Source organism: Plantactinospora sp. GCM10030261, from assembly GCF_042666615.1.
Classification (GTDB): domain Bacteria; phylum Actinomycetota; class Actinomycetes; order Mycobacteriales; family Micromonosporaceae; genus KBS50.
This window is the reverse complement of the sequence record NZ_JBHTDD010000003.1, coordinates 209383-229074: the sequence shown is the minus strand read 5'-3', so window position 1 is coordinate 229074 and position 19692 is coordinate 209383. Positions and strand designations below refer to the sequence as shown.

Annotated in this window: 18 protein-coding genes and 1 pseudogene; 10 read left to right on the top strand and 9 right to left on the bottom strand. The window is 71.7% G+C overall.

Annotated elements, in window-relative coordinates:
- Window positions 1-28: 28 nt before the first annotated feature.
- Window positions 29-1315, bottom strand: a complete 1287-nt coding sequence (locus ACFQUZ_RS06175) for a carboxymuconolactone decarboxylase family protein (RefSeq protein WP_377438672.1) — start codon at window positions 1313-1315, stop codon at window positions 29-31.
- A 213-nt stretch (window positions 1316-1528) separates the two neighbouring features.
- Here ACFQUZ_RS06175 and ACFQUZ_RS06170 point away from each other — a divergent pair, with 213 nt between their 5' ends.
- The 3 genes from ACFQUZ_RS06170 (at window position 1529) to ACFQUZ_RS06160 (ending at window position 3753) form a co-directional block, all read left to right on the top strand.
- Complete coding sequence (locus ACFQUZ_RS06170; protein WP_377438670.1) at window positions 1529-2032, top strand: hypothetical protein; 504 nt, start codon at window positions 1529-1531, stop codon at window positions 2030-2032.
- Window positions 2029-2739: a copper resistance protein CopC gene (locus ACFQUZ_RS06165; protein WP_377438668.1), complete on the top strand. Its 711-nt coding sequence runs from the start codon at window positions 2029-2031 to the stop codon at window positions 2737-2739. Before ACFQUZ_RS06170 ends, ACFQUZ_RS06165 begins: the two co-directional genes overlap by 4 nt.
- 132 nt (window positions 2740-2871) lie before the next feature.
- Window positions 2872-3753 carry a transglutaminase-like domain-containing protein gene (locus ACFQUZ_RS06160; protein ID WP_377438666.1) on the top strand — a complete coding sequence of 294 codons (882 nt, stop codon included), beginning with the start codon at window positions 2872-2874 and terminating at the stop codon, window positions 3751-3753.
- Window positions 3754-3825: 72 nt separating this feature from the next.
- On the opposite strand, the pseudogene ACFQUZ_RS06155 reads toward ACFQUZ_RS06160, so the two are convergent.
- Window positions 3826-4595: pseudogene (locus tag ACFQUZ_RS06155) on the bottom strand (penicillin acylase family protein); the annotation flags it as partial.
- A gap of 146 nt (window positions 4596-4741) precedes the next feature.
- On the opposite strand from ACFQUZ_RS06155, the gene ACFQUZ_RS06150 reads away from it, so the two are divergent.
- Window positions 4742-5992, top strand: coding sequence for a DUF222 domain-containing protein (locus tag ACFQUZ_RS06150; RefSeq protein ID WP_377438664.1), 1251 nt, complete (start codon window positions 4742-4744; stop codon window positions 5990-5992).
- Window positions 5993-6076: 84 nt separating this feature from the next.
- On the opposite strand, the gene ACFQUZ_RS06145 is transcribed toward ACFQUZ_RS06150, so the two are convergent.
- A complete protein-coding gene (locus ACFQUZ_RS06145) occupies window positions 6077-7339 on the bottom strand; it encodes an MFS transporter (protein WP_377438662.1) in 1263 nt (420 codons plus the stop codon).
- 76 nt (window positions 7340-7415) lie between these two features.
- On the opposite strand from ACFQUZ_RS06145, the gene ACFQUZ_RS06140 reads away from it, so the two are divergent.
- The gene (locus ACFQUZ_RS06140; protein ID WP_377438660.1) at window positions 7416-7946 is read left to right on the top strand and encodes a MarR family winged helix-turn-helix transcriptional regulator; all 531 of its coding nucleotides are present in this window, start codon (window positions 7416-7418) and stop codon (window positions 7944-7946) included.
- On the opposite strand, the gene ACFQUZ_RS06135 is transcribed toward ACFQUZ_RS06140, so the two are convergent.
- The 3 genes from ACFQUZ_RS06135 to ACFQUZ_RS06125 all read right to left on the bottom strand — a co-directional run bounded on the left by ACFQUZ_RS06135 (window position 7903) and on the right by ACFQUZ_RS06125 (window position 9666).
- Window positions 7903-8952, bottom strand: coding sequence for a lysylphosphatidylglycerol synthase transmembrane domain-containing protein (locus tag ACFQUZ_RS06135; protein ID WP_377438657.1), 1050 nt, complete (start codon window positions 8950-8952; stop codon window positions 7903-7905). The two genes, ACFQUZ_RS06140 and ACFQUZ_RS06135, sit on opposite strands and share 44 nt — an antisense overlap.
- A 76-nt stretch (window positions 8953-9028) precedes the next feature.
- Window positions 9029-9199, bottom strand: coding sequence for a hypothetical protein (locus tag ACFQUZ_RS06130; RefSeq protein WP_377438655.1), 171 nt, complete (start codon window positions 9197-9199; stop codon window positions 9029-9031).
- Between the two features lie 146 nt (window positions 9200-9345).
- Window positions 9346-9666: an ATP-binding protein gene (locus ACFQUZ_RS06125; protein ID WP_377438652.1), complete on the bottom strand. Its 321-nt coding sequence runs from the start codon at window positions 9664-9666 to the stop codon at window positions 9346-9348.
- A gap of 142 nt (window positions 9667-9808) precedes the next feature.
- On the opposite strand from ACFQUZ_RS06125, the gene ACFQUZ_RS06120 reads away from it, so the two are divergent.
- Entirely contained in the window at window positions 9809-10486 is a 678-nt protein-coding gene (locus ACFQUZ_RS06120; protein ID WP_377438650.1) for a response regulator transcription factor, read from the top strand.
- Complete coding sequence (locus tag ACFQUZ_RS06115) at window positions 10483-11547, top strand: sensor histidine kinase (protein WP_377438647.1); 1065 nt, start codon at window positions 10483-10485, stop codon at window positions 11545-11547. The genes ACFQUZ_RS06120 and ACFQUZ_RS06115 overlap by 4 nt, the downstream gene beginning before the upstream one ends.
- A gap of 91 nt (window positions 11548-11638) precedes the next feature.
- Here ACFQUZ_RS06115 and ACFQUZ_RS06110 read toward each other — a convergent pair whose 3' ends face one another.
- Genes ACFQUZ_RS06110 through ACFQUZ_RS06100 form a run of 3 tightly spaced genes read right to left on the bottom strand, consistent with a single transcriptional unit; the run spans window position 11639 to window position 14768 of the window.
- Complete coding sequence (locus tag ACFQUZ_RS06110; protein WP_377438645.1) at window positions 11639-12949, bottom strand: ABC transporter permease; 1311 nt, start codon at window positions 12947-12949, stop codon at window positions 11639-11641.
- Window positions 12946-13737 (bottom strand): ABC transporter ATP-binding protein, encoded by a 792-nt coding sequence (locus ACFQUZ_RS06105; protein WP_377438643.1) that lies wholly within the window; start codon window positions 13735-13737, stop codon window positions 12946-12948. The genes ACFQUZ_RS06110 and ACFQUZ_RS06105 overlap by 4 nt, the downstream gene beginning before the upstream one ends.
- Window positions 13734-14768, bottom strand: a complete 1035-nt coding sequence (locus ACFQUZ_RS06100; RefSeq protein WP_377438641.1) for an efflux RND transporter periplasmic adaptor subunit — start codon at window positions 14766-14768, stop codon at window positions 13734-13736. Before ACFQUZ_RS06100 ends, ACFQUZ_RS06105 begins: the two co-directional genes overlap by 4 nt.
- Window positions 14769-15141: 373 nt before the next feature.
- Here ACFQUZ_RS06100 and ACFQUZ_RS06095 point away from each other — a divergent pair, with 373 nt between their 5' ends.
- The 3 genes from ACFQUZ_RS06095 to ACFQUZ_RS06085 all read left to right on the top strand — a co-directional run bounded on the left by ACFQUZ_RS06095 (window position 15142) and on the right by ACFQUZ_RS06085 (window position 19644).
- A complete protein-coding gene (locus tag ACFQUZ_RS06095; RefSeq protein ID WP_377438639.1) occupies window positions 15142-16248 on the top strand; it encodes a cellulose binding domain-containing protein in 1107 nt (368 codons plus the stop codon).
- A 138-nt stretch (window positions 16249-16386) separates the two neighbouring features.
- Window positions 16387-18753, top strand: coding sequence for a glycoside hydrolase family 9 protein (locus ACFQUZ_RS06090; RefSeq protein ID WP_377438637.1), 2367 nt, complete (start codon window positions 16387-16389; stop codon window positions 18751-18753).
- 99 nt (window positions 18754-18852) lie between these two features.
- A complete protein-coding gene (locus ACFQUZ_RS06085; RefSeq protein ID WP_377438635.1) occupies window positions 18853-19644 on the top strand; it encodes an alpha/beta hydrolase in 792 nt (263 codons plus the stop codon).
- Window positions 19645-19692 lie beyond the last annotated feature (48 nt).

Here is a 19692-nt window from a genome sequence, read left to right as displayed (position 1 = left end):
GTGGCCTCCCGTCGTGGTGGAGCTGTGCTCACCGTCCCATTGGGACAGCGGGCGAGGCATCTTGCGAATTGCGCCGTTGCGCCGGCACGGTGTCGGCGAGCCAGCCGCCGATCCGGCGGGCGGCGGCGAGGCTGGCCCACGCCGTGGTCTCCACCAGGGCCCGGGCGTCCCGATCGCCACCCACCAACTGCTCGCCGCCCACCAACTCCTCGGTGCCCGCCGACGGTTCGGTGCCCGCCGACGGTTCGGTGCCCGCCGGTCGGGCGGCACCGGCGTGCCGGAAGTCCGCCACGACGGCGTCCCCTACCTGGTACGGCGCGAGCGCCGTGAGCAGCGCCAGCCGGCCGGACGGGCGCAGCCGGGTGGGCAGCGTCGCCACCGCGTCGGTCACCCAGGCCCGGCTGGGCGGCATCGATCGGCCGTCCCAGTCAGCCAGCTCCGCCGTGACGAGATCGCGGACCGGTTCCGGCACGGAACGTTCACCGGCCGCGGCTACCGCTCCGATCGCCCTGCCGAACGCGTCCTCGATCCGCCGGTATCCGGTCCCCCAGGTGATGTCGACCGGCGGTGCCGCGGCGGGCAGCAGGGCGTGCGCCGTCCCGGGTTCCCGGCCGCGTTGGACGGCCGGCCGGACGAGCCGCCCGACGAGCCGCCCGAGTCCACGGCGAACCACCGCCGGCAGTCCCGCTGGCAGTGGTGATTCCCGCAGGAACACGTGCACCATCCGGTTCAGGTAGTGGAACGTGACGGCCACCCCGATCAGTTCCGGCGCCTGTGCCGCCGGGAACGGCGCGGTCGGCGGCGGCCCGCCTGCCAACGGATGTCCGTCCGTTGGTGATGGCCCGCCCGTTGCTGGAGGTCCGTCCGTTGGTGATGGCCCGCCCGTTGCGCGGGGGCGGACGCCGCCGTCACGCGCCCACCGGGCGAGTGCGCGCAACCGGGGATCGCCGACCGCGTCGAACCGGTCGTCCGCCACGGCCGCCGCGTCCCGGCCCCGGATCAGACCGTGCAGCGTGGTCCCGTGCACGTCGACGCAGTACGGGCAGGCGTTGGCCAGCGACACGGCCACCGCTACCGCCTCCTTGGCCGCGCGGTCGACCCGGCCGTTGACGAGCAGCGTCTCCCGCAGCATCAGCCAGGCCGAGGCGAGTGTCGGCGGCGCTGCCGCGTGCAACGCGACCGGCGGCGCGAGCATGCCGAAGTCCCGGTCCAGTTGCTCGTACACCCGCGCCACCAGGCCGGTCGCGGCGTCCGCTGACGCCGGCCGGACGTGCCGGTAGTGCGTCCGGGTCGCCCGGTTGACCGTGGTACCCATCGCCACCTCCCGGATCGGATCTTCTGCGCCCATCGTCGCTGCGCGCCTCGGCAGGCGACGTCTCGCAACGTGCGGTGCTGCCGTCCCGGCCTTGCCGACCCGCCGGTACGTCGGCGAATACTGGCGGGAACCAGGGAGGTGGACGAGGTGACTCAGACGGTTTCGACGCGCCGGACCGGGTGGCAGGCGAGACTCAACGGGGAGCATCACCGCATGGCGCTCAACGCGTTCATGCTTGTGGTGATCGCTCACTGGGCGGAGCACATCGCCCAGGCGTACCAGATCTGGGCCCTGGGCTGGCCGGTCCCGCAGGCTCGCGGCGTGCTCGGCATGCCGTTCCCCTGGCTGGTCAGTTCCGAGTGGCTGCACTACGGCTACGCGGTGGTCATGCTGATCGGGTTGTGGTTCCTCCGCGGCGGCTTCGTGGGGCGGGCCCGCACCTGGTGGCTGATCGCCTTCGGCATCCAGTTCTGGCACCACATCGAGCACCTGTTGCTACTCGTCCAGGCCCAGGCCGGCACGGCCTTCTTCGGTCGCTCCGCGCCGACCAGCCTGCTGCAACTGGTCGTGCCGCGGGTCGAGCTGCATCTGTTCTACAACACGGTGGTGTTCGTCCCGATGGTGGTCGCGGTGCTCCACCATGTGCGGCCCAACCCGGCGGAGGCCCGGGCCATGCGGTGCGCCTGCGCCGGCCGGCCGGCCGAGGTCGGCACGTGACCGCGCCGACGATGCCGGACCGCCCCGGCCTACCGGACCACGCTGGACTACCGGACCGGAGCGGGTCGCCGGACCGGAGCGGGTCCCCGGACCGGAGCGGGTCGCCGGACCGGAGCGGGTCCCTGAACCGGAGCGGGCCGCCGTGGCGGCGGCGCGCCGGGTGGCTGGTCGCGGCGGTGATCGTCGGCGTCCTCGGGCTGGCTCTCAGCACCGCCGCCCGGCCGGCCCGCTTCCAGTCCACCTCGCCGGCTGACGGCGCCGTGCTGCCGGCGCCACCGGCGGAGGTGTCGGTGTCGTTCAGCGGGAGCCTGCGGCCGGCCGTGGCGCACCTGACGGTGGCCCGCACCGACGGCGGTTCCGTCCCCAGTGGACCGGTTCGCCGGACGGGGTCGTCCCTCACCGTGCCGGTGTCGATAAGCACCGTCGGTAGCTACGTCGCCGCCTACCATGTGGTGCTGGACGACGGTCGGCAACTCTCCGGGACCAGTCGCTTCTCCGTCGCCGCGGGCGGCCCACCGGCCCAACCTCCGTCGGCGGGGGGCGGCGCGTCCGGGCATCAACACCATGGCAAGGACCCGCTGACGCTGGTGATCCTCGCGGTGGACCTGACCCTGATCGCCGTGCTGGGGACCGTGATGCTGTCGCGCGGGCGCGGCGGACGCGCGGTGCGGCACCGAATCCGCGCGGGACGCGCCGACCGGGCGTAAAATCAGATTTTGGTACGATTCAGCTCGTGCCCGCGCTCCGGTCCAGTCCGGTTCGGTTCTGGTTCGATCCGGCTCAGCGCATCCGGCCCGGGGACCCGCGGCGCGCCCTCGAGAAGGCAAGGAGTCGGGTTCATGGAACGGCACATTCTCGAGTTCTACTCGCGACCAACGGAGATGAGTTCGGTCGGGCGCCACCTGGCGACGTTCGACGGGCTGCCCACGGACATCGAGGCGCTCGTTCGCACCATCCAGCACCTCGTGGTGTACGACATGGTGGCGGAGGACTTCTACGGGGTGAAACTCCCGAAGGATCGGGGCGAGGAGATCCACATCCGCCCGGTGCAGCGCAAGCTGGACCAGATCCTGGCCCTGGACAGCCGGCCACTGACCGCCGAGCGTCCGCCGCAGCGGCGGTTGGCCGGCCGGTGTCACCACTACACGGTGCTGCTCGTGTCGCTGTTGCGGGCCAACGGCGTGCCGGCCCGGGCCCGCTGCGGGTTCGGCACCTACTTCATTCCGGGCAAGTACGAGGACCACTGGGTCTGTGAATACTGGAACGCCGACCAGGAACGGTGGGTGCTCGTCGACGCCCAACTCGACGAGGTGTGGCGGGAGAAGCTTTCCTTCCCGCACGACAACCTGGACGTCCCGCGCGACGCGTTCCTGGTCGCCGCGGACGCCTGGGACCGTTGCCGGCGCGGTGCCGCCGATCCGGAACTCTTCGGCATCGACTTCGGTGGCATGCGCGGGCTGTGGTTCGTCGCGGGTGACCTGATGCGCGACCTGGCCGCCTTGAACAAGGTGGAGATGCTGCCGTGGGACGTTTGGGGCGCCCAGCCGCGCCCGGACGAGAAGCTCGACGACGAGCAGCTCGCGTTCTTCGACCGGATCGCCGCGGTGACCCGCGACCCGGATGGTTCCTTCGAGGAACTGCGCGGGCTGTTTGCCGACGAACGGTTACGCGTTCCGCAGAAGGTCTTCAACTCGCTACGCGAGCGCACCGAGCAGATCTGAGATTGTCCGCCGCCGGGGACAGCTCTGCGCCGGGCCCGGGTGCGGGTCGTGCCGCACCCGGGCCCGGCCGACTCAGCGCCGCGCACCCACCCAGTAGGTGCGCAGGTTCGGGTCGGACCTGATCTGCCGCTCGGTGAACTTCACCGAATCCCAGCCCTTGCCCGAATACAGCCGGGTCTGGTCGGCGTACCAGGGCGAGTTCGGGTTGCTCGACTGCGCGTAGGTGAGGATCTGCCGACCGGACGGACCGTTGCGGCCCAGCTCGACGGCGAGCACGTACGACGCGCCGTGCACGATCTTCGGGTAGCCGACGCCGGGCACCAGCGGGGCGGTGATCACGTTGAAGGTGCCGGTCTCGCCGCGTCCACCATGTATCGGAATGCGCGCCGCCCCGCGTGATTCGGTCTGGATGTCGCCGAGCCGCGCGTCGAGCGGGACACCGGCCAGCTTGCGTACGGCGTCGGCCAGCGCGGTGTGCACCTGGGGATCGGCGACCGCGAGCCGGCGCGGCGTGCTCACCGGGTCGGCCGGATCGAAGCCGTCGGCGAACCGCAGCCCCCGGCCAGCGCGAACTCGCGGAACACGTGGGCGCCCCGGCTGTCCAGGTCTACCCGCAGGTCCCAACCGCGCAGGGCGTGGCAGGCGGGCGTCAGGTCGACCGGGGTGCCGTCCGAGGCGACGCCGGCCGGTCGGGCCGTACACAGCTCGACCAGGTCGTCGCGGACCAGCTCACCGCCGTACACCCGGTTGCCGAACATGACCCGCCACAGGTTGCCGGTGGTGAAGCCGCGGCCGGGCAGCCCGTCGGTGCCGGCCAGCCGCCGCCGCACCTGGTCCAGCCCTGATGACTCCTGAGGTGCTCGGCATCAGGCCCGTGGGCGAATGTCACGGCCGGGCCGGTTGAGGCGTTTTGCGGCAAGTGACGAATGCCGTTAGCCGGATCCTTACTACTCGTGATCATGTCGTACCTGTGTGCGAATCTGCGGTCGTGCGGGAGGCGTTGGCGCGGTTGGACGAGGCGGTCGGAGACTGCCTCGACGCGGCTGTGTGGGCGTTGTCCGACGCTGAACTGCTGGCCGTGTTGGACGCCGCGGTGGTGGCCCAACGCCGCATCGCGGGGGTCGTGTCGGGCCTGCTGCACGAGGTGCACGGCCGGGATCTGCCGCGTCGTGAGGGTGCGACGTCGACGACGGCGTGGTTGCGGCATCGGCACCGGCTCACCGGCCGGGCGGCCCGACTCGCGGTCGCCGACGCCGACCGACTGGCCACCACACCCGATGCGGTCCGCGACGCGACGGCCGCCGGGACGATCAGCGGCGAGCAGGCCCGGGTCATCGTCGACACCGTCGCCACCGTGCACAAGCAGGCCGGAGCGGTGGCCGCCGACAAGGCCGTCGGGATCCTGCTGGACTGGGCCGACCAGTTCGACCCCGACCAGATCCGCAAGCTCGCCCACCGCATCCTGGAGCACGTCGCCCCGCACATCGCCGAGGACGCCCAGCGACGCGCCCTGGAAGCGGAGGCGAAACGGCACCACCGCGACCGCTACCTCAACCTGTCCCCGGTCGGTGACGGCCGCATCCGACTGACCGGACTCCTCGACGTCGAAACGTCGGCGATGCTACGCACGACACTGGAGCCGCTGACCAAGCCACACGGCCGCGACGACACCCGCAACCCCGGACAACGCCGCCACGACGCCCTCGCCGAGGTGTGTCGCCTCGCCCTGCGCGCCGGTGGTCTGCCCGACTCGGGTGGCGTACCCGCCCAGGTGGTGGTCACCACCGACTACGACACCCTCACCCGGCAACTCAGTCCCGGCCTGCTCGACACCGGCGACACCCTGACCGCCGAAGCGGTACGCCGACTCGCCTGCGACGCCACCATCCTCCCGGCAGTGCTCGACGGCGACGGTCAGGTCCTCGACCTCGGCCGACAACGCCGCCTGTTCACCGGCCCCGTCCGCCGCGCCCTGATGCTGCGCGACGGCGGCTGCGCCTTCCCTGGCTGCGACCGACGACCCCGCTGGTGCACCGCCCACCACATCACCCACTGGGCCGACGGCGGCGACACCTCCGTGGCCAACGGAGTCCTGCTCTGCGGACACCACCACCGGATGATTCACCACGACGGCTGGCAGGTCCGGGCCACCCCAGCCGGACGACCAACCTTCATCCCACCACCCTGGATCGACCCCCAACAACAACCCCGACACAACACCTACCACCGACGATGCTGAATCGGCCGCGGCGCCATGCCACAAGGCCATCCAACGGCCTTACACACCACGCCGCCGTACACCACGCCGCCGTAGACAGCGCCGCTATGCCGCCACCGGTTCTGTTCGGCCCGCGTGCAGCCCGTCGTCGCTGGCCCGGGTGAGCCGGCGGGAGCCGGGCACGAACAGTGGCACGGTGACGGCCACCAGGAACACCGCGGCGCAGGCGACAAGCACCGGGTCGATGCCGAAGGCGGCGGCGAGCGGACCGGCGAGCGCGTTGCCGACCGGCATCGCGGCGAACGACGTGAGTTGGTCCCACGAGGAAACGCGGGCCAACACCCGGTGCGGGATGTGGTCCTGCAGCGCGGTGTCCCAGGCGACCGAGAAGAACGACAGCCCAGCGTACGCGACCACGGCGCCGAACAGCACCGCCGTGAGCACGCCGGGCCACACGTACGCGATCACCCACACCGGCATCAGCAGCAGCGCCCACCATCCCGCGCGCAGCAGCCGGACCGGTCGCCAGCGCATCGCGGCCAGGGCTCCCAGCACTCCCCCGAACCCTTCGGCGGCGGCGATGAAGCCGACCGCCCGAGCACCGCCGAGCCGTTCGATTGCGACCACCTGGACGAGCACCAGCACGACTCCGTTGGCCACGTGGAAAGCGGCGGCGCTGAGCACCCCGACGAAGAGCCAGTCCCGGGTACGGATCTCCCGCCAACCCTCGCCCATCTCGCGCCGCATGCCGGCTCGGGGTGCCCGGCCGACCCGGGTCCGGATCAGCATGATCGCCACCATCGCGGCCAGGAAGCTCGCCGAGTTGACGGCGAAGCCGACCGGAGCGCCGTACGCCGCGACGACCACACCTCCGACCGCCGGCCCGACCACCAGGCAGCCGGTCTGGGAAAGGTTGAGGGTGGCGTTGGCCGACTGCCGGTGGGCGACCGGGACAAGCATCGGTTTCAGCGCGGCGAAGGCGGGACCGAAGAACGCGCCGGCACCGGCGGAGACGGCGGCCAGCCCACACAGCAGCGGAAGTGAGTAGCGATCGGCGCCGAACATGACGGCCATGCCGGCCGTGGCGACGCACCGCACCGCGTCGGAGAGCACCATGATGCGTTGCGGCTGGAGGCGATCGGCCCACACGCCGCCGAACAGGGTGCAGCCCAGCGTTGCCACCATCGCCGTCGCCAGGACCAGGCCGAGATCACCGGGGCCGCCACCGGCGGTCAACACCGCCACGGCGAGCGCCACCACCTGGAAGCCGTTGCCCAGCCACGAAAGCGACTGCCCGGCGAGCAGTCGGCGGAAGTCGCCGCCAAGGAGAGCTGTGCCGAGGGGAGCCGCGCCGAGGGAAGCTGTCATGCGGCCACTTTAGTACGACGTCTAACTATTAGCTATCTGATTATCAACCACGTCGCCGGCCGGGCAGAATGGCGGCATGACGGAGCAGCCCACGGACGCCGGAGAGCGCCAGCCCAGGGACGTCGTCGACGACCACGTCACCCGGTGGGCGGGGTTCTGGGAGAAGGACCCGGCGTACGGCGAGGTGGAGGGCGCGCTCACCCGGATGCAGCACATCCTGAAGCGGATGCGACGGGGTGACGCGGCGGCCTTCGCCGAGTCGGACTTCACCCTGGAGGACTACGGGACGCTGCACGCGCTGATGGTGCAGCCGTACCCGACCGAGGCCACCCCGGCGCAGCTCGCCGAGGCCACTCATGTGACCCGGGCCGCGATGACCAGCCGGCTCGACCGGCTGCTCGCCGCCGGACTGGTGACCCGCGAGGTGGACGCCGGCGACCGGCGCCGGGTCGTGGTACGGCCGACCGCGGCCGGCCGGGCCGTCTGGGAGCGGCATGTACACGAGGCGATGGACCGGGAACGGGCGCTGCTGTCCGCCCTGACACCCGAGGAGTTGCGTCAGCTCAACGCGTTGCTACGCACGGTTGTGCGGTCCTTCGACGGCTGATCTCCACGGGAGCGCCCAGCGAGGCGTTCCCGGGGGAGTTCACGGGCGCGCCCAGCGAGGCGTCCAGTGTGCGGGGACCGGCCGTGCCGACCCGGCGGAACAGCAGCACCACGGCCCCGGGCAGGCTCGCCACCAGCACCAGCGTCCCGTACACCAGGGCGGTGGCGACGCCCTCGGCGGCGGTCAGACCGGCGGCGGCGAACGCCCACGCGGCCACCCCCTCGCGCGGACCGAACCCTCCGACGTTGAGCGGCAGTGCCATCGCCAGCAGCGCCAGCAGCGTCAGCGGTACCAGCCGGGTCACCGGCGCCGTGCTGCCGGCGGTCCGCGCGGCCAGCACGAACGTGGCCAGGTGACCCGCCACGGCCAGCGTCGACACCAGCAGTACGGCCGCCCAGGTCCGGCGGGCCAGTAACCCGGCCCGCACATCGGCCACCGCCGTGCGCAACGCCCGTGCCACCCGGGACGGCCCGGACGTGGGCAGCAGCCGGGCCAGCAGTACGGCGCCGAGGGCACCCACGGCCAACACCGCGATCGCGGTCGGCAGGAACGGTCGTACCGGAGACGGCAGCGCGACCAGCAGGATCACCGCCACCACCACCATCACCAGTTGCCCGGCGGTCCGCTCCCACAACACGGCCCGGATGCCGCGCCGGACGTCGCCAGCGTCCCGCCCGTGCCGCACGGCGCGGTGCACGTCCCCCACCACTCCGCCAGGCAGCGTCGCGTTCAGGAAGACGGCCCGGTAGCAGTGCGCCACCGCGGCGGCCAGTGGTAGCCGGACGCCGAGCCCCTCCGCGACCAGCCGCCAACGCCAGGCGGTGCACACGGTCGTCATCGCGCCGATGGCGAGCGCCCCGACGACCGCACCGCTGTCGATCATGCGCAACCCGTCCAGGACGGACCGGGTGCCCACCCACCACACCAGGACACCCAGCAGACCGACCCCGGCCAGGGGCCGGAGCCACGGCCAGAGCCGGGACCGTGACGCAGCGTCGTTTCGCAACCGGGCCTCCTTCGCACGTCTTCCGGGAGTACGCACGCAGCGCGCGCCCCAGGGGTTCAGTCGGAAGGCCGCTATCTCAACTTCGGCAGATCTTGACGTCTGGATGCACCACGTAGCGGTTGAAGACGTTCGTCACAGCGCCCACGCCGGCCTTCGCCTCGATCGGCCTCACGTTGACCAGCTCAAGGAAGGCGTTGACAACCTTGACGAGGCTGGGCGGAATCGAGTAACCGACGCCGTAGGACAACCACAACCCTAGCCGTGTGCTGCGACACAGCTCGATCGGCGCGCCGAGGGCGGATCCGACGGGCGGCGGCTCGGGCGGCCGCGTAGGCCCCGCTGTCGAACCGGCACCGGGCCGCCGACAGCCGGCGCCGTCCCACGTCCTTTCGGTCACCAGGTGGCGGGCCCGTTCGTCCGGGCCAGCAGCACAGCCTCGGCCGCGACGCGTCGCGGTCGGGGCAGGCCGGCCGCCCGGTCGGCGAGTGCGCGCAACAGGTCCGCCAGGGCCGCGTACGGCAGGGTGGTCTCGGATTCGGTGGGCGCACAGGTCAGCACGAGCCATCCGGCGGTTGTCGCCTCGGCGACCACTTCCCGCCGCAGTGCCGTCTTACCGATCCCCGTCGGGCCCGCCACCAGCGCCGACCCCCGACCGAGGAGAGCGCGCCAGCACGTGTCGAACTCCTCGTCCCGGCCGACGAGGGTGCGTCGCATGTCAGGGAGTCTGGCATCGGGCCCGGCCGGCCGACATCCTGCCGACGGGAGATCCCGCTCCACAAGTCGTTCACATCGTCACCGCCGGTGGTGCACACGGGACCCTTAGGGTCTGTCACAGTGGCGGGACGGGGAGGTACGCGTGGCCGGTGAACGGACGGTGCTTGTCGTCGAGGACGAGCGGACGATCGCCGACGCGGTCGCGGCGCGGCTGCGGGCCGAGGGGTTCGTGGTCCACGTCGCGGGGGACGGGCCGGCGGCGGTCGAGGCGGCCCGCCGGGTACGCCCCGACGTGGTGGTGCTGGACGTCATGCTGCCCGGCTTCGACGGGTTGGAGGTGTGCCGCCGGTTGCAGGCCGAGCGGCCGGTGCCGGTGCTCATGCTCACCGCCCGGGACGACGAGACCGACCTGCTGATCGGGCTCGCGGTGGGCGCCGACGACTACCTCACCAAGCCGTTCTCGATGCGGGAGTTGGCGGCCCGGGTGCACGCCCTGCTGCGCCGGATGGCGAAGTTGGCCGCGGGTGAGCCACGGATCGTGATCGGCGATCTGGAGATCAACCAGGCTGAGCGGCGGGTCAGCCGGGCCGGCGTCGAGGCACACCTGACGCCCACCGAGTTCGACCTGCTGGTGCACCTCGCCGCGCGCCCCCGGGCGGTGCTGCCCCGGGAGCGGTTGCTGGCCGACGTCTGGGGTTGGGCCGACGCCTCCGGCACTCGGACCGTCGACAGCCACATCAAGGGGTTGCGCCGCAAGCTCGGCGCGGACCTGATCCGCACGGTGCACGGCGTCGGGTACGCGCTGGAGGTCGGCCGGTGACCGCCGTCGTCGCCCGTCTGCTCGGCTGGCTGCCCCGACCGCTGGACCCGGTGCGGTCGATCAAGGCGAAGCTGTCGCTGGCGCTGGGTTTCGCGGGCGGCGTCGGGCTGCTGGTGCTCTGGTACAGCCTGGAGTGGATGCCGTTGCGCGCCACCTTCGTCGCCATCGCGGTCGCGCTGGCACTTGTCACCCTCCAGGTGATGGCGCACGGCGCGACGGTGCCGCTGCGTCAGATGACGGTGGCCGCCCAGGCGATGGCCCGGGGTGACTACACCCGCCGGGTGCGCACCCGGTCCCGGGACGAGGTCGGTGAGCTGGCGACGGCGTTCAACCAGATGGCAGCCGATCTGGCGGCGGCCGACCGGCAACGCCGGGAGCTGATCGCGAACGTCTCGCACGAGTTGCGTACGCCGATCGCCGCGCTACGTGCCGTGCTGGAGAACATTGTGGACGGGGTGGCCCGGCCGGAGCCGGCGACGATGCGAACGGCGCTCGCGCAGACCGAGCGCCTGGGGCGGCTCGTCGCCGAACTGCTCGACCTGTCCCGGTTGGACGCGGGCGTGGTGCCGCTAAACCGGGAGGACGTGGAGGTGGCCGACTTCCTGTCCCGGGTGGTGGCCGAGGCGGAGGTGACCGCGGCGGGGGCCGGCCGGCGGGTGGGGTTCACTGTCGACGTTCCGGCGGGGCCGCTCACCGTGCCCGGCGATCCGGAACGACTGCACCAGGTCTTCGCCAACCTGCTGGACAACGCCGTCCGGCACAGCCCAGCGGGCGGCACCGTCCGGGTGCGGGTGGAGCGGCGGGGGGACGAGGTGCTGTTCGCGGTCGCCGACTCGGGTGACGGCATTCCGGCCGCCGAGCGGGATCGGGTCTTCGAGCGGTTCGCGCGGGGCGAACGGGCCACCGGTGGTGGCACCGGGCTCGGGCTGGCCATAGCCCGTTGGGTGGTGCAGTTGCACCGCGGCACGATCGCCGTGGTCGACCCGGCCGAGGACGACGGTACGCCGGGTTGCCACGTTCACGTCCGGTTGCCGGCCGGCTTGCTGGCCGGGGTCGGCTGACCGCACGGCCAGCTCACACCCGCACGGCCAGCTCAGGCTCGCACGGGCCAGCTCAGGCTCGCACGGGCCAGCTCAGGCCCGCACGGCCAGCTCAGGCCCGCATGACGGTGGCGATCGGGATGCGGGCCGCCCGGATGGCCGGGATGAGGCCACCGAGCAGCCCGGCGACCAGTCCGGCGATGACTCCGGCGACACCCGCCTGCCAGGGGAAGGCGAGATCCCGCAGGAACTCCTCCCGGCCGCCGAGCACCGTGCTGATCGCGGTCAGTCCGAGCGCCGACAGCCCGATGGCGGCGACTGCGGTGAACAGCCCGGTCAGCAGCGTCTCGGCGAGCACGATGCCGGCGAGCAGGGAGCGTGGCGTGCCCACGGCACGGCGGAGAGCGAACTCCTCGACCCGTTCGCCGACCGTGGCGAGCCCGACGTTGAGGATGCCGGCGACACCGATGAGCAGCACCAGCCCGGCCATGCCCAGGAAGATCCAGCGCACCAGCGCCAACTCTCGGGCAATCGATTTACGTATGTCGATGGTGCTGAACTGGAGGTTGTCCGCCGGGACGCCGGCGGCGACCAATCGGGCCCGGAGCAGTTGTTCGAGGTCGCCGGCGGTGGGCGCCAGCATCACCTGGATCCCGGCTCCCTGGTCGTCGGCGCCGCCCGGGGCGCGCCAGGTATCGAGTTCGTCGGCGCGCAGATAGGCGGTGGGCTGCGGGCTGCCGTCGTCCACCACGCCGATGATGCGCGGCGTCGGGTTCGCGGTGGTGCCGGTGACCCGCATCTCGGCCGGCACCTGGTGGCGCCGGAAACCCTCGGCCGCCTCCTCGTTGATCACGATTCGGGGGGACAGCGACGGATCTCCGGTGAAGTCCAGCCATTCGCCGGCCACCGGGCGGAACGGGCGGAACTGCCGGACGTCTCCGGTCAACGCGACGATCTGCACCTCGATCGCCTGACCCGGCACCTGGGGAGTGAACTGCTCCATCGGCCGGCAACCGCGCTCGTCGCAGACCATCGCGCCGCCTCCCGGGTCGTACGCCATGCTGCCGTCCTCGAACGGCATGGCTCCCGGGTTGATCGGCCGGACGTCGGGCTCTCCGATGATCGCCATCTGGTTGATGGCCGCGACGCCGTCGTCCCGCCCGCGCAGGGTCTCCTCGGTAATCCGCATGACGTCGCCGCCGCCGGGGAGGTACGCCTGCCGGGTGCCGTCCTTACCAGCCTGAAGTTCCAGGTCGGCCAGTTGCGCGCTGCGGGCGACCTCCGCGCCCACCTGGACAACCACCACGGCCAGGACGCCCAGGAACAGGCTGACCATGGACAGGAAGGTGCGGGTCTTGCGGGACCGGATGCCCTGCGTCCCGATGATGAGCGCCGAGCGGAAGCGCCCGGAGAGCCGGATCACGCGCCGACCCCGGCGGGTGCCCGGTCTGGGCCGGCGGTGCGCCCGTCACCGGCCGTGGCGGCGTCGCCGGCGGCTCGGGGGTCACCGGTTCCGGTGGACTCCGAGTCGTCCACGGGGTGCAGCACGCCGTCGCTGAGCCGCAGCACTCGTCCCATCTTCCTGGCGTGGTCCCAGTCGTGGGTGACCAGGATCAGCCCGCAGCCCCGTTCGGTGGCTGCGCGCATCACGTCGATCACCAGGTTGCCGGTGTCGGTGTCCAGCGCGCCGGTCGGTTCGTCGGCCAGCAGCAACCGGGGCTCCCGGACCAACGCCCGGGCGACCGCGACGCGTTGCTGTTCGCCGCCGGAGAGCCGGGCCGGCCGGTTCTTCGCGAGGTGGGCGATGCCCACCTGGTCCAGGGCCGCCATGGTGCGGGCCCGCCGCTTGCGACGCGGCAGCCAGCCCTGCCCGTTCACCAGGGCCATCGCCACGTTCTGCGCGGCGGTCAGGTGTTTGAGGAGAAAGAACCGTTGGAACACGAAGCCGAACTCGGCGCTGCGCAGTGCGGCGGCCCGACGTTCGGGCAGCCGGGTGATGTCCCGCCCACCGAGCAGATAGCGCCCGCCGTCCGGCCGGTCGAACAGGCCGATGAGGCTGAGCAGGGTGGACTTGCCGGAACCCGAGCGGCCGAGAATGGCGACACTCTCCCCGCCGTGCACGGTCAGGTCGACACCGTCCAGAATGGTCCGGGGGGCCTGCTGACCCTTCAACGTCTTGGTGATGCCGGTCAGCTCCAGCAGCGGGTTCATTTCCCGATCACGGCGGGCCCGCCCTGGTCCTTGCCGTCGGCCGGGGCGCCGGGTGGCAGGTTGGGCCCGGGGACCGCGATGTTCTCGTCGCCGGTGAGGCCGGTTCTGATCTCCACGACCTTGCCGTCGGTGAGGCCGAGAACGACGTCCCTGGTTTCCCGGTTGCCGTCCGGTCCGACGATGTCCACCTTGCCGCGGCCCTGTCCACCGGCCACCGCCTCCACGGGGAGCACCAGCACGTTCTTCGCCCGGGCCGTCACCACCTGGATGGTGACGCTCGCTCCATTGATCATCTTGATGTCACCGGGGGCGACACACACCAGCCGCATGCCGGTCGCCTCGGACGCTTCGGGGCGGTCCTCCTGTTGCGGCGGGGAGGCCGCCAGGCCGCTCGGCGCGGTCGGCTTGTCCCCGGGCCCCTGACCGTCAGCCGCGCTGTCGCCCGTCTGCGGCTCCGGCTCGGGAAGGGTCCCGGCGGGCAGGGCGGCTATGGTGCCGAGCACCGTGCAGGAGAAGGGGCCGGGGCCATTCTTGATCTGGGCCTGCACGGTCTTCACCGAGTCGGAGATCTGGTATGCCTGTTCCCCGCCGATGTCGGCGACGATCCCGTACCCGCCCCGCTTCGCGGAGACGACCGGCATCCCGGCGGTCACGGTGGACCGGTTGTCGACGAGGCGGCCGGCGAACGCCGAGCCGGCCGGCACCTCGATGCGGTGCGTCTTGCCGCCGGCCCGGATGGTCGCCACCCGGGTCGCCCGACTCGGAGCTGTCCGGGGCGGCGTCACGTTCAGGTAGCGGATCTCCCCGGCCACCGGCGCCGGGAGGCCGAACACCGGGTTCAGGGTCACCTTGCCGGTCAGGCTGAGCCGGTTGTCGAGGTCCTGCCGGACGGGTTTCGTCGTGGTCATCGTGGTCCCCCGGGCGGCGAGCCCGGGCGCCTCCACCGGGCCTCCTCCGCCGCTACAGCCGGTGGCCATGATCAGCAGGGTCGCGGTGACCACGCCCACCCTGCCCAGTTGTTGCCCTCGCACCGCCGCTCCCCGCTTTGACTGAACCCCGCTCCGGCTGAACCGTCCCGGCGTAACCCCGTCCCGGCGTAACCCCGTCCCGGCCGGACCCCGCGCCATAGAGACGTCACTCGTCGGCATGTCGGTTGCCTCGCAGCGAAACCGGACCATCGGCCGTGCGCCGACCACACATCCATGAGGAACGGCCCCGACTACATGATGGACGACCCGGCGTCGCCAGCACGCGATCCGCCGGAGCATACCGGCTGCGTCCCGCCGGCGGGTGCCGCCTCGTGCGCGTCGAAACACTTCCCTGTTCGATTGCCGTGTGGTTACATCGACGAGTCTCGTTGGAGCGCTCCCATCCTCCGAGGGAGCGCCGGAACAGGGAGAAGCGATGAGCTTCAGACGCTCGCTGGCCGCGGCGCTGCTGATCGCCGCGGCCGGCCTGGTCGCGCCGATCGCCGGCGCCACGCCGGCCCAGGCCGACACACGGATCTGCGAACAGTACGGCTCGACCACCATCCAGAACCGGTACGTCGTCCAGAACAACCGCTGGGGCAGCAACGCCGAGCAGTGCATAAACGTCACCAGCACCGGCTTCCAGATCGTCTCCCAGCAGGGCAGCGCCCCCACCAACGGCGCCCCGTTGTCGTACCCCTCGGTCTTCGCGGGCTGCCACTACACGAACTGCTCGCCGGGCACCAACCTGCCGCGCCAGCTCAGCCAGATCGCCAGCGTGAACTCGTCCATCTCGTACAGCTACGTCGGCGGCACCTACAACGCCTCGTACGACATCTGGTTGGACCCGACGCCGAAGACGAACGGCGTCAACCAGATGGAGATCATGATCTGGTTCAACCGGCAGGGTCCCATCCAGCCGATCGGCAGCCGGGTCGGCACCACCTCGGTGGGCGGCCGTAGCTGGGAGGTCTGGCAGGGCAACAACGGCGGCAACGACGTCGTCTCGTACGTCGCACCGTCAGCCATCAGCAGTTGGTCGTTCAACGTCATGGACTTCGTCCGGGACGTGGACGCCCGCACCCAGGTCACCACCTCCTGGTACCTGACCAGCATCCAGGCCGGCTTCGAGCCCTGGTCGGGCGGTGTCGGACTGGCGGTCAACAGCTTCTCCGCCGACGTCGTGCCGGGTAGCGGCGACCCCGGGCCGGGCCCCGGCCCAGGCCCCGGGGGCTGCTCGGCCACACCGACCGTGCAGACCCAGTGGAACGGCGGGTACGTGGTGGAGCCGGTGCGGGTCACCAACACCGGCAGTTCGGCCCTCAACGGCTGGACGGTCACCTTCACGCTGCCGTCCGGGCAGACGCTGGCCGGGTCCTGGAACGCGAACGTGACAAGCAGCGGGCAGACGGTCACCGCCCGCAACGTGGGCTACAACGGCAGCCTGGCGCCCGGCGCGAGCGCCACCTTCGGACTCCAGGTCAACCGGCCGGCCGGAAGCAGCACCGTCGTCGGTGGCGGCTTCACCTGCGCCGCGTCCTGACCTCGCGACCCGAGGACGGGCCGGAAGGACCGGCAGGCCCGGCCCACCGGACCCGTACAGCACGATGGACGGCCCCGCACCGGCCCGGCGCGGGGCCGGATCCATTGACACGGCAGATGCTCGATGTGACGATGATCGATGACCTGGGAGCGCTCCCATGATCGTTTGCGCGCGCCCGCCGGTCGACCTCCGTCGGAAGGATCCCCCGTGTCCGCACCTCCCCCGCCCCGCGCCGGGGCCCGGCGCCGAACGGCGGCCACGCTCGCCGCCGCCACCGTCGCCGCGCTCGCCGCCACCACCCTGGCCAGCTCCACCGCGTACGCCGAAGGGCCGGAACAGATCGTCAACGGCACCTTCGACGACGGGCACGCCCCGTGGTGGGGCACCGCCAACCTCACCCTCGACTCCAGCAGTGGACGGCTCTGCACGGACGTGCCCGGTGGCACCGTCAACCCGTGGGACGCCATCATCGGCCAGGACAACATCGCCCTGGTCGCCGGCGAGTCGTACGAGTTCCGGTTCTTCGGCACCGCCACCCCCGCCCGGGTCGCCAAGGCGCTGATCCAGCTCCCGGTCGACCCGTACACGCAGTACCTGGCGGCCAATCCCCAGCTCAGCGTCTCCGGCGACAGCTACACCTACACGTTCACCTCCCCGGTGGACCTGCCGAACGCGCAGGTGGCGTTCCAGCTCGGCGGCAGCGCCGAACCCTGGCGAATCTGCCTGGACGACGTCAGCCTGCGCGGCGGTGCCGAGCCGCCGGTGTACGAGCCGGACACCGGGCCTCGGGTACGCGTCAACCAGGTCGGTTACCTGCCCAAGGGGCCGAAGAATGCCACCGTGGTCACCGACGCCACCGATCCGCTGCCGTGGCAGCTCCGGAACGCGACCGGCACCGTGGTGGCCAACGGCACCACCACCCCGCGCGGCCTCGACGAGTCCTCCGGGCAGCAGGTGCACAGCGTCGACTTCGGCCGCTACCAGCGCGCCGGCACCGGTTACACGCTGAGCGCCGACGGCGAGACCAGCCGACCGTTCGACATCGGCGCCGACTTCTACGAGCGGCTCCGGCTGGACGCGCTGAAGTTCTACTACACCCAGCGCAGCGGCGTGGAGATCCGCGATGACCTGCGGCCCGGTTACGGCCGGCCGGCGGGCCACGTCGGGGTCGCGCCCAACCAGGGCGACACCGCCGTGCCGTGCCAGCCCGGCGTCTGCGACTACACGCTGGACGTCTCCGGCGGCTGGTACGACGCCGGCGATCACGGCAAGTACGTGGTGAACGGCGGCATCTCGGTGCACCAGCTGATGAGCACCTACGAACGCTCGGTGCTGGCCCGCACCGGTGAGCTGTGGCAGTTGCGGGACGGCACACTGGCCCTGCCGGAGAGCGGCAACCGGGTGCCGGACATCCTCGACGAGGCGCGCTGGGAGCAGGAGTTCCTGCTGAAGATGCAGGTCCCCGCCGGCCAGCCGTACGCCGGCATGGCGCACCACAAGATCCACGACAACGAGTGGACCGGCCTGCCGCTACTGCCGCACCTGGACCCGAAGCTGCGCGAGCTGCACCCGGTGTCCACCGCCGCGACCCTCAACCTGGCGGCCACCGCCGCCCAGGCGGCCCGGGTGTTCCTCCCGTACGACAGGCGCTTCGCGGCGAGAAACCTGGCCGCGGCCAAGCGGGCGTGGGACGCCGCGAAGGCCAACCCGGAGATCTACGCGAGCCCGGCGGACGGCACCGGCGGCGGCGCCTACGACGACGCGGACGTCAGCGACGAGTTCTACTGGGCCGCGGCGGAACTGTTCATCAGCACCGGTGGCAAGGAGTACAAGGACTTCCTGCTCGCCTCGCCGCACCACACCGGTGACATCTGGCGCGACCGGGGCATGGACTGGGGGCACACCGCCCAGCTCGGCCGGCTCCAGTTGGCGACCCTGCCGAACCTGCTGCCCGACCGGCAGCGGGTACGCGCGTCGGTGGTCGAGGGCGCCGACCGCTACCTCGCCACGCTGCGCGCCCACCCGTACGGCATCCCGTACGACCCGGCCGAGAACACCTACGACTGGGGGTCGAACAACCTGATCCTCAACAACGCGATCGTCATGGCGACCGCGTTCGACATCACCGGCAACGACCGCTACCGCGCCGGCGTGCTGGAAACGATGGACTACATCTTCGGCCGCAACGCCCTCAACCAGTCCTACGTCACCGGGTACGGCGAGGTCGCGTCGAAGAACCAGCACAGCCGGTGGTACGCCAACCAGCTCAACCCGAACCTGCCGAACCCGCCGCGGGGCACCCTCTCCGGCGGGCCGAACTCGTCCATCCAGGACCCGGTCGCCCAGCAGAAGCTGCGGGGCTGCGCGCCGCAGTTCTGCTACCTCGACGACATCGAGTCGTGGTCGACCAACGAGCTGACCATCAACTGGAACGCGCCACTGGCCTGGATCGCGGCGTTCGTCGCCGACCAGGACAACGGCGACGCCCGGGGCCGGCTCCGCTGACCGGCCGCTGACATGTCCGAAGGGTTCCCGCCGCCAGGCGGCGGGAACCCCGGACCGATCGGCTGGCCGCACCCGAAGCGTGTCGTAGGATCGATCATCGTGGCCCTGATGCGGTGCGACTTCTACTCTGACGTGCTCGGTCTCAGCACGTCGATGACGGTGATCCTGCCGCAGCGCACCACGTCACAGATCGGCATGGCGAGCAGTTCCAGCGTCGCCGCCCCGCCGGTGCTCTACCTGCTGCACGGCCTCACCGACGACGACACCATCTGGCTGCGCCGGACCTCCATCGAGCGGTACGTCGCACCGCTCGGCCTGGCCGTGGTGATGCCCCAGGTCGGTCGCAGCTTCTACAGCGACGAGGAGCACGGCAACCGTTACTGGAGCTTCCTCAGCGACGAGCTGCCCCGGGTCTGCCACGACTTCTTCCGTCTCTCCGGCGACCGAGCCGACACCTTCGTCGCCGGCCTGTCCATGGGCGGCTACGGCGCCGTGAAGTGGGCGCTGCGCGACCCGGCTCGGTTCGCGGCGGCGGCGAGCCTTTCCGGCGCCCTGAACCTCGCCACCCGCCGCCGGCATCCCGACAACCCCGTGGATCCGGCGGTCTGGCACACCGTATTCGGCGAGCGGCCGGTGATCGGCACCGACGATGACACGGTGGCGCTGCTCGACCGGTACGGCGCGGCCGGCGCCGAGCGGCCCGCGCTCTACGTCGCCTGCGGCACCGAGGATTTCCTGTACGACGACAACCAGCACTTCGTCGAGGTGGCCCGCCAGCGCGGGGTGCCGCTGACCGTCGACTTCTCCCCCGGCGCGCACGACTGGGCGTACTGGGACGCCAGGATCCAGGACGTGTTGGCCTGGCTGCCACTGCGCCCGGGTGCGTCGTAGCTCGCCACCGTCTCCCGCCGCGTACCTGCTGACCGTTCCTGAGCCCGG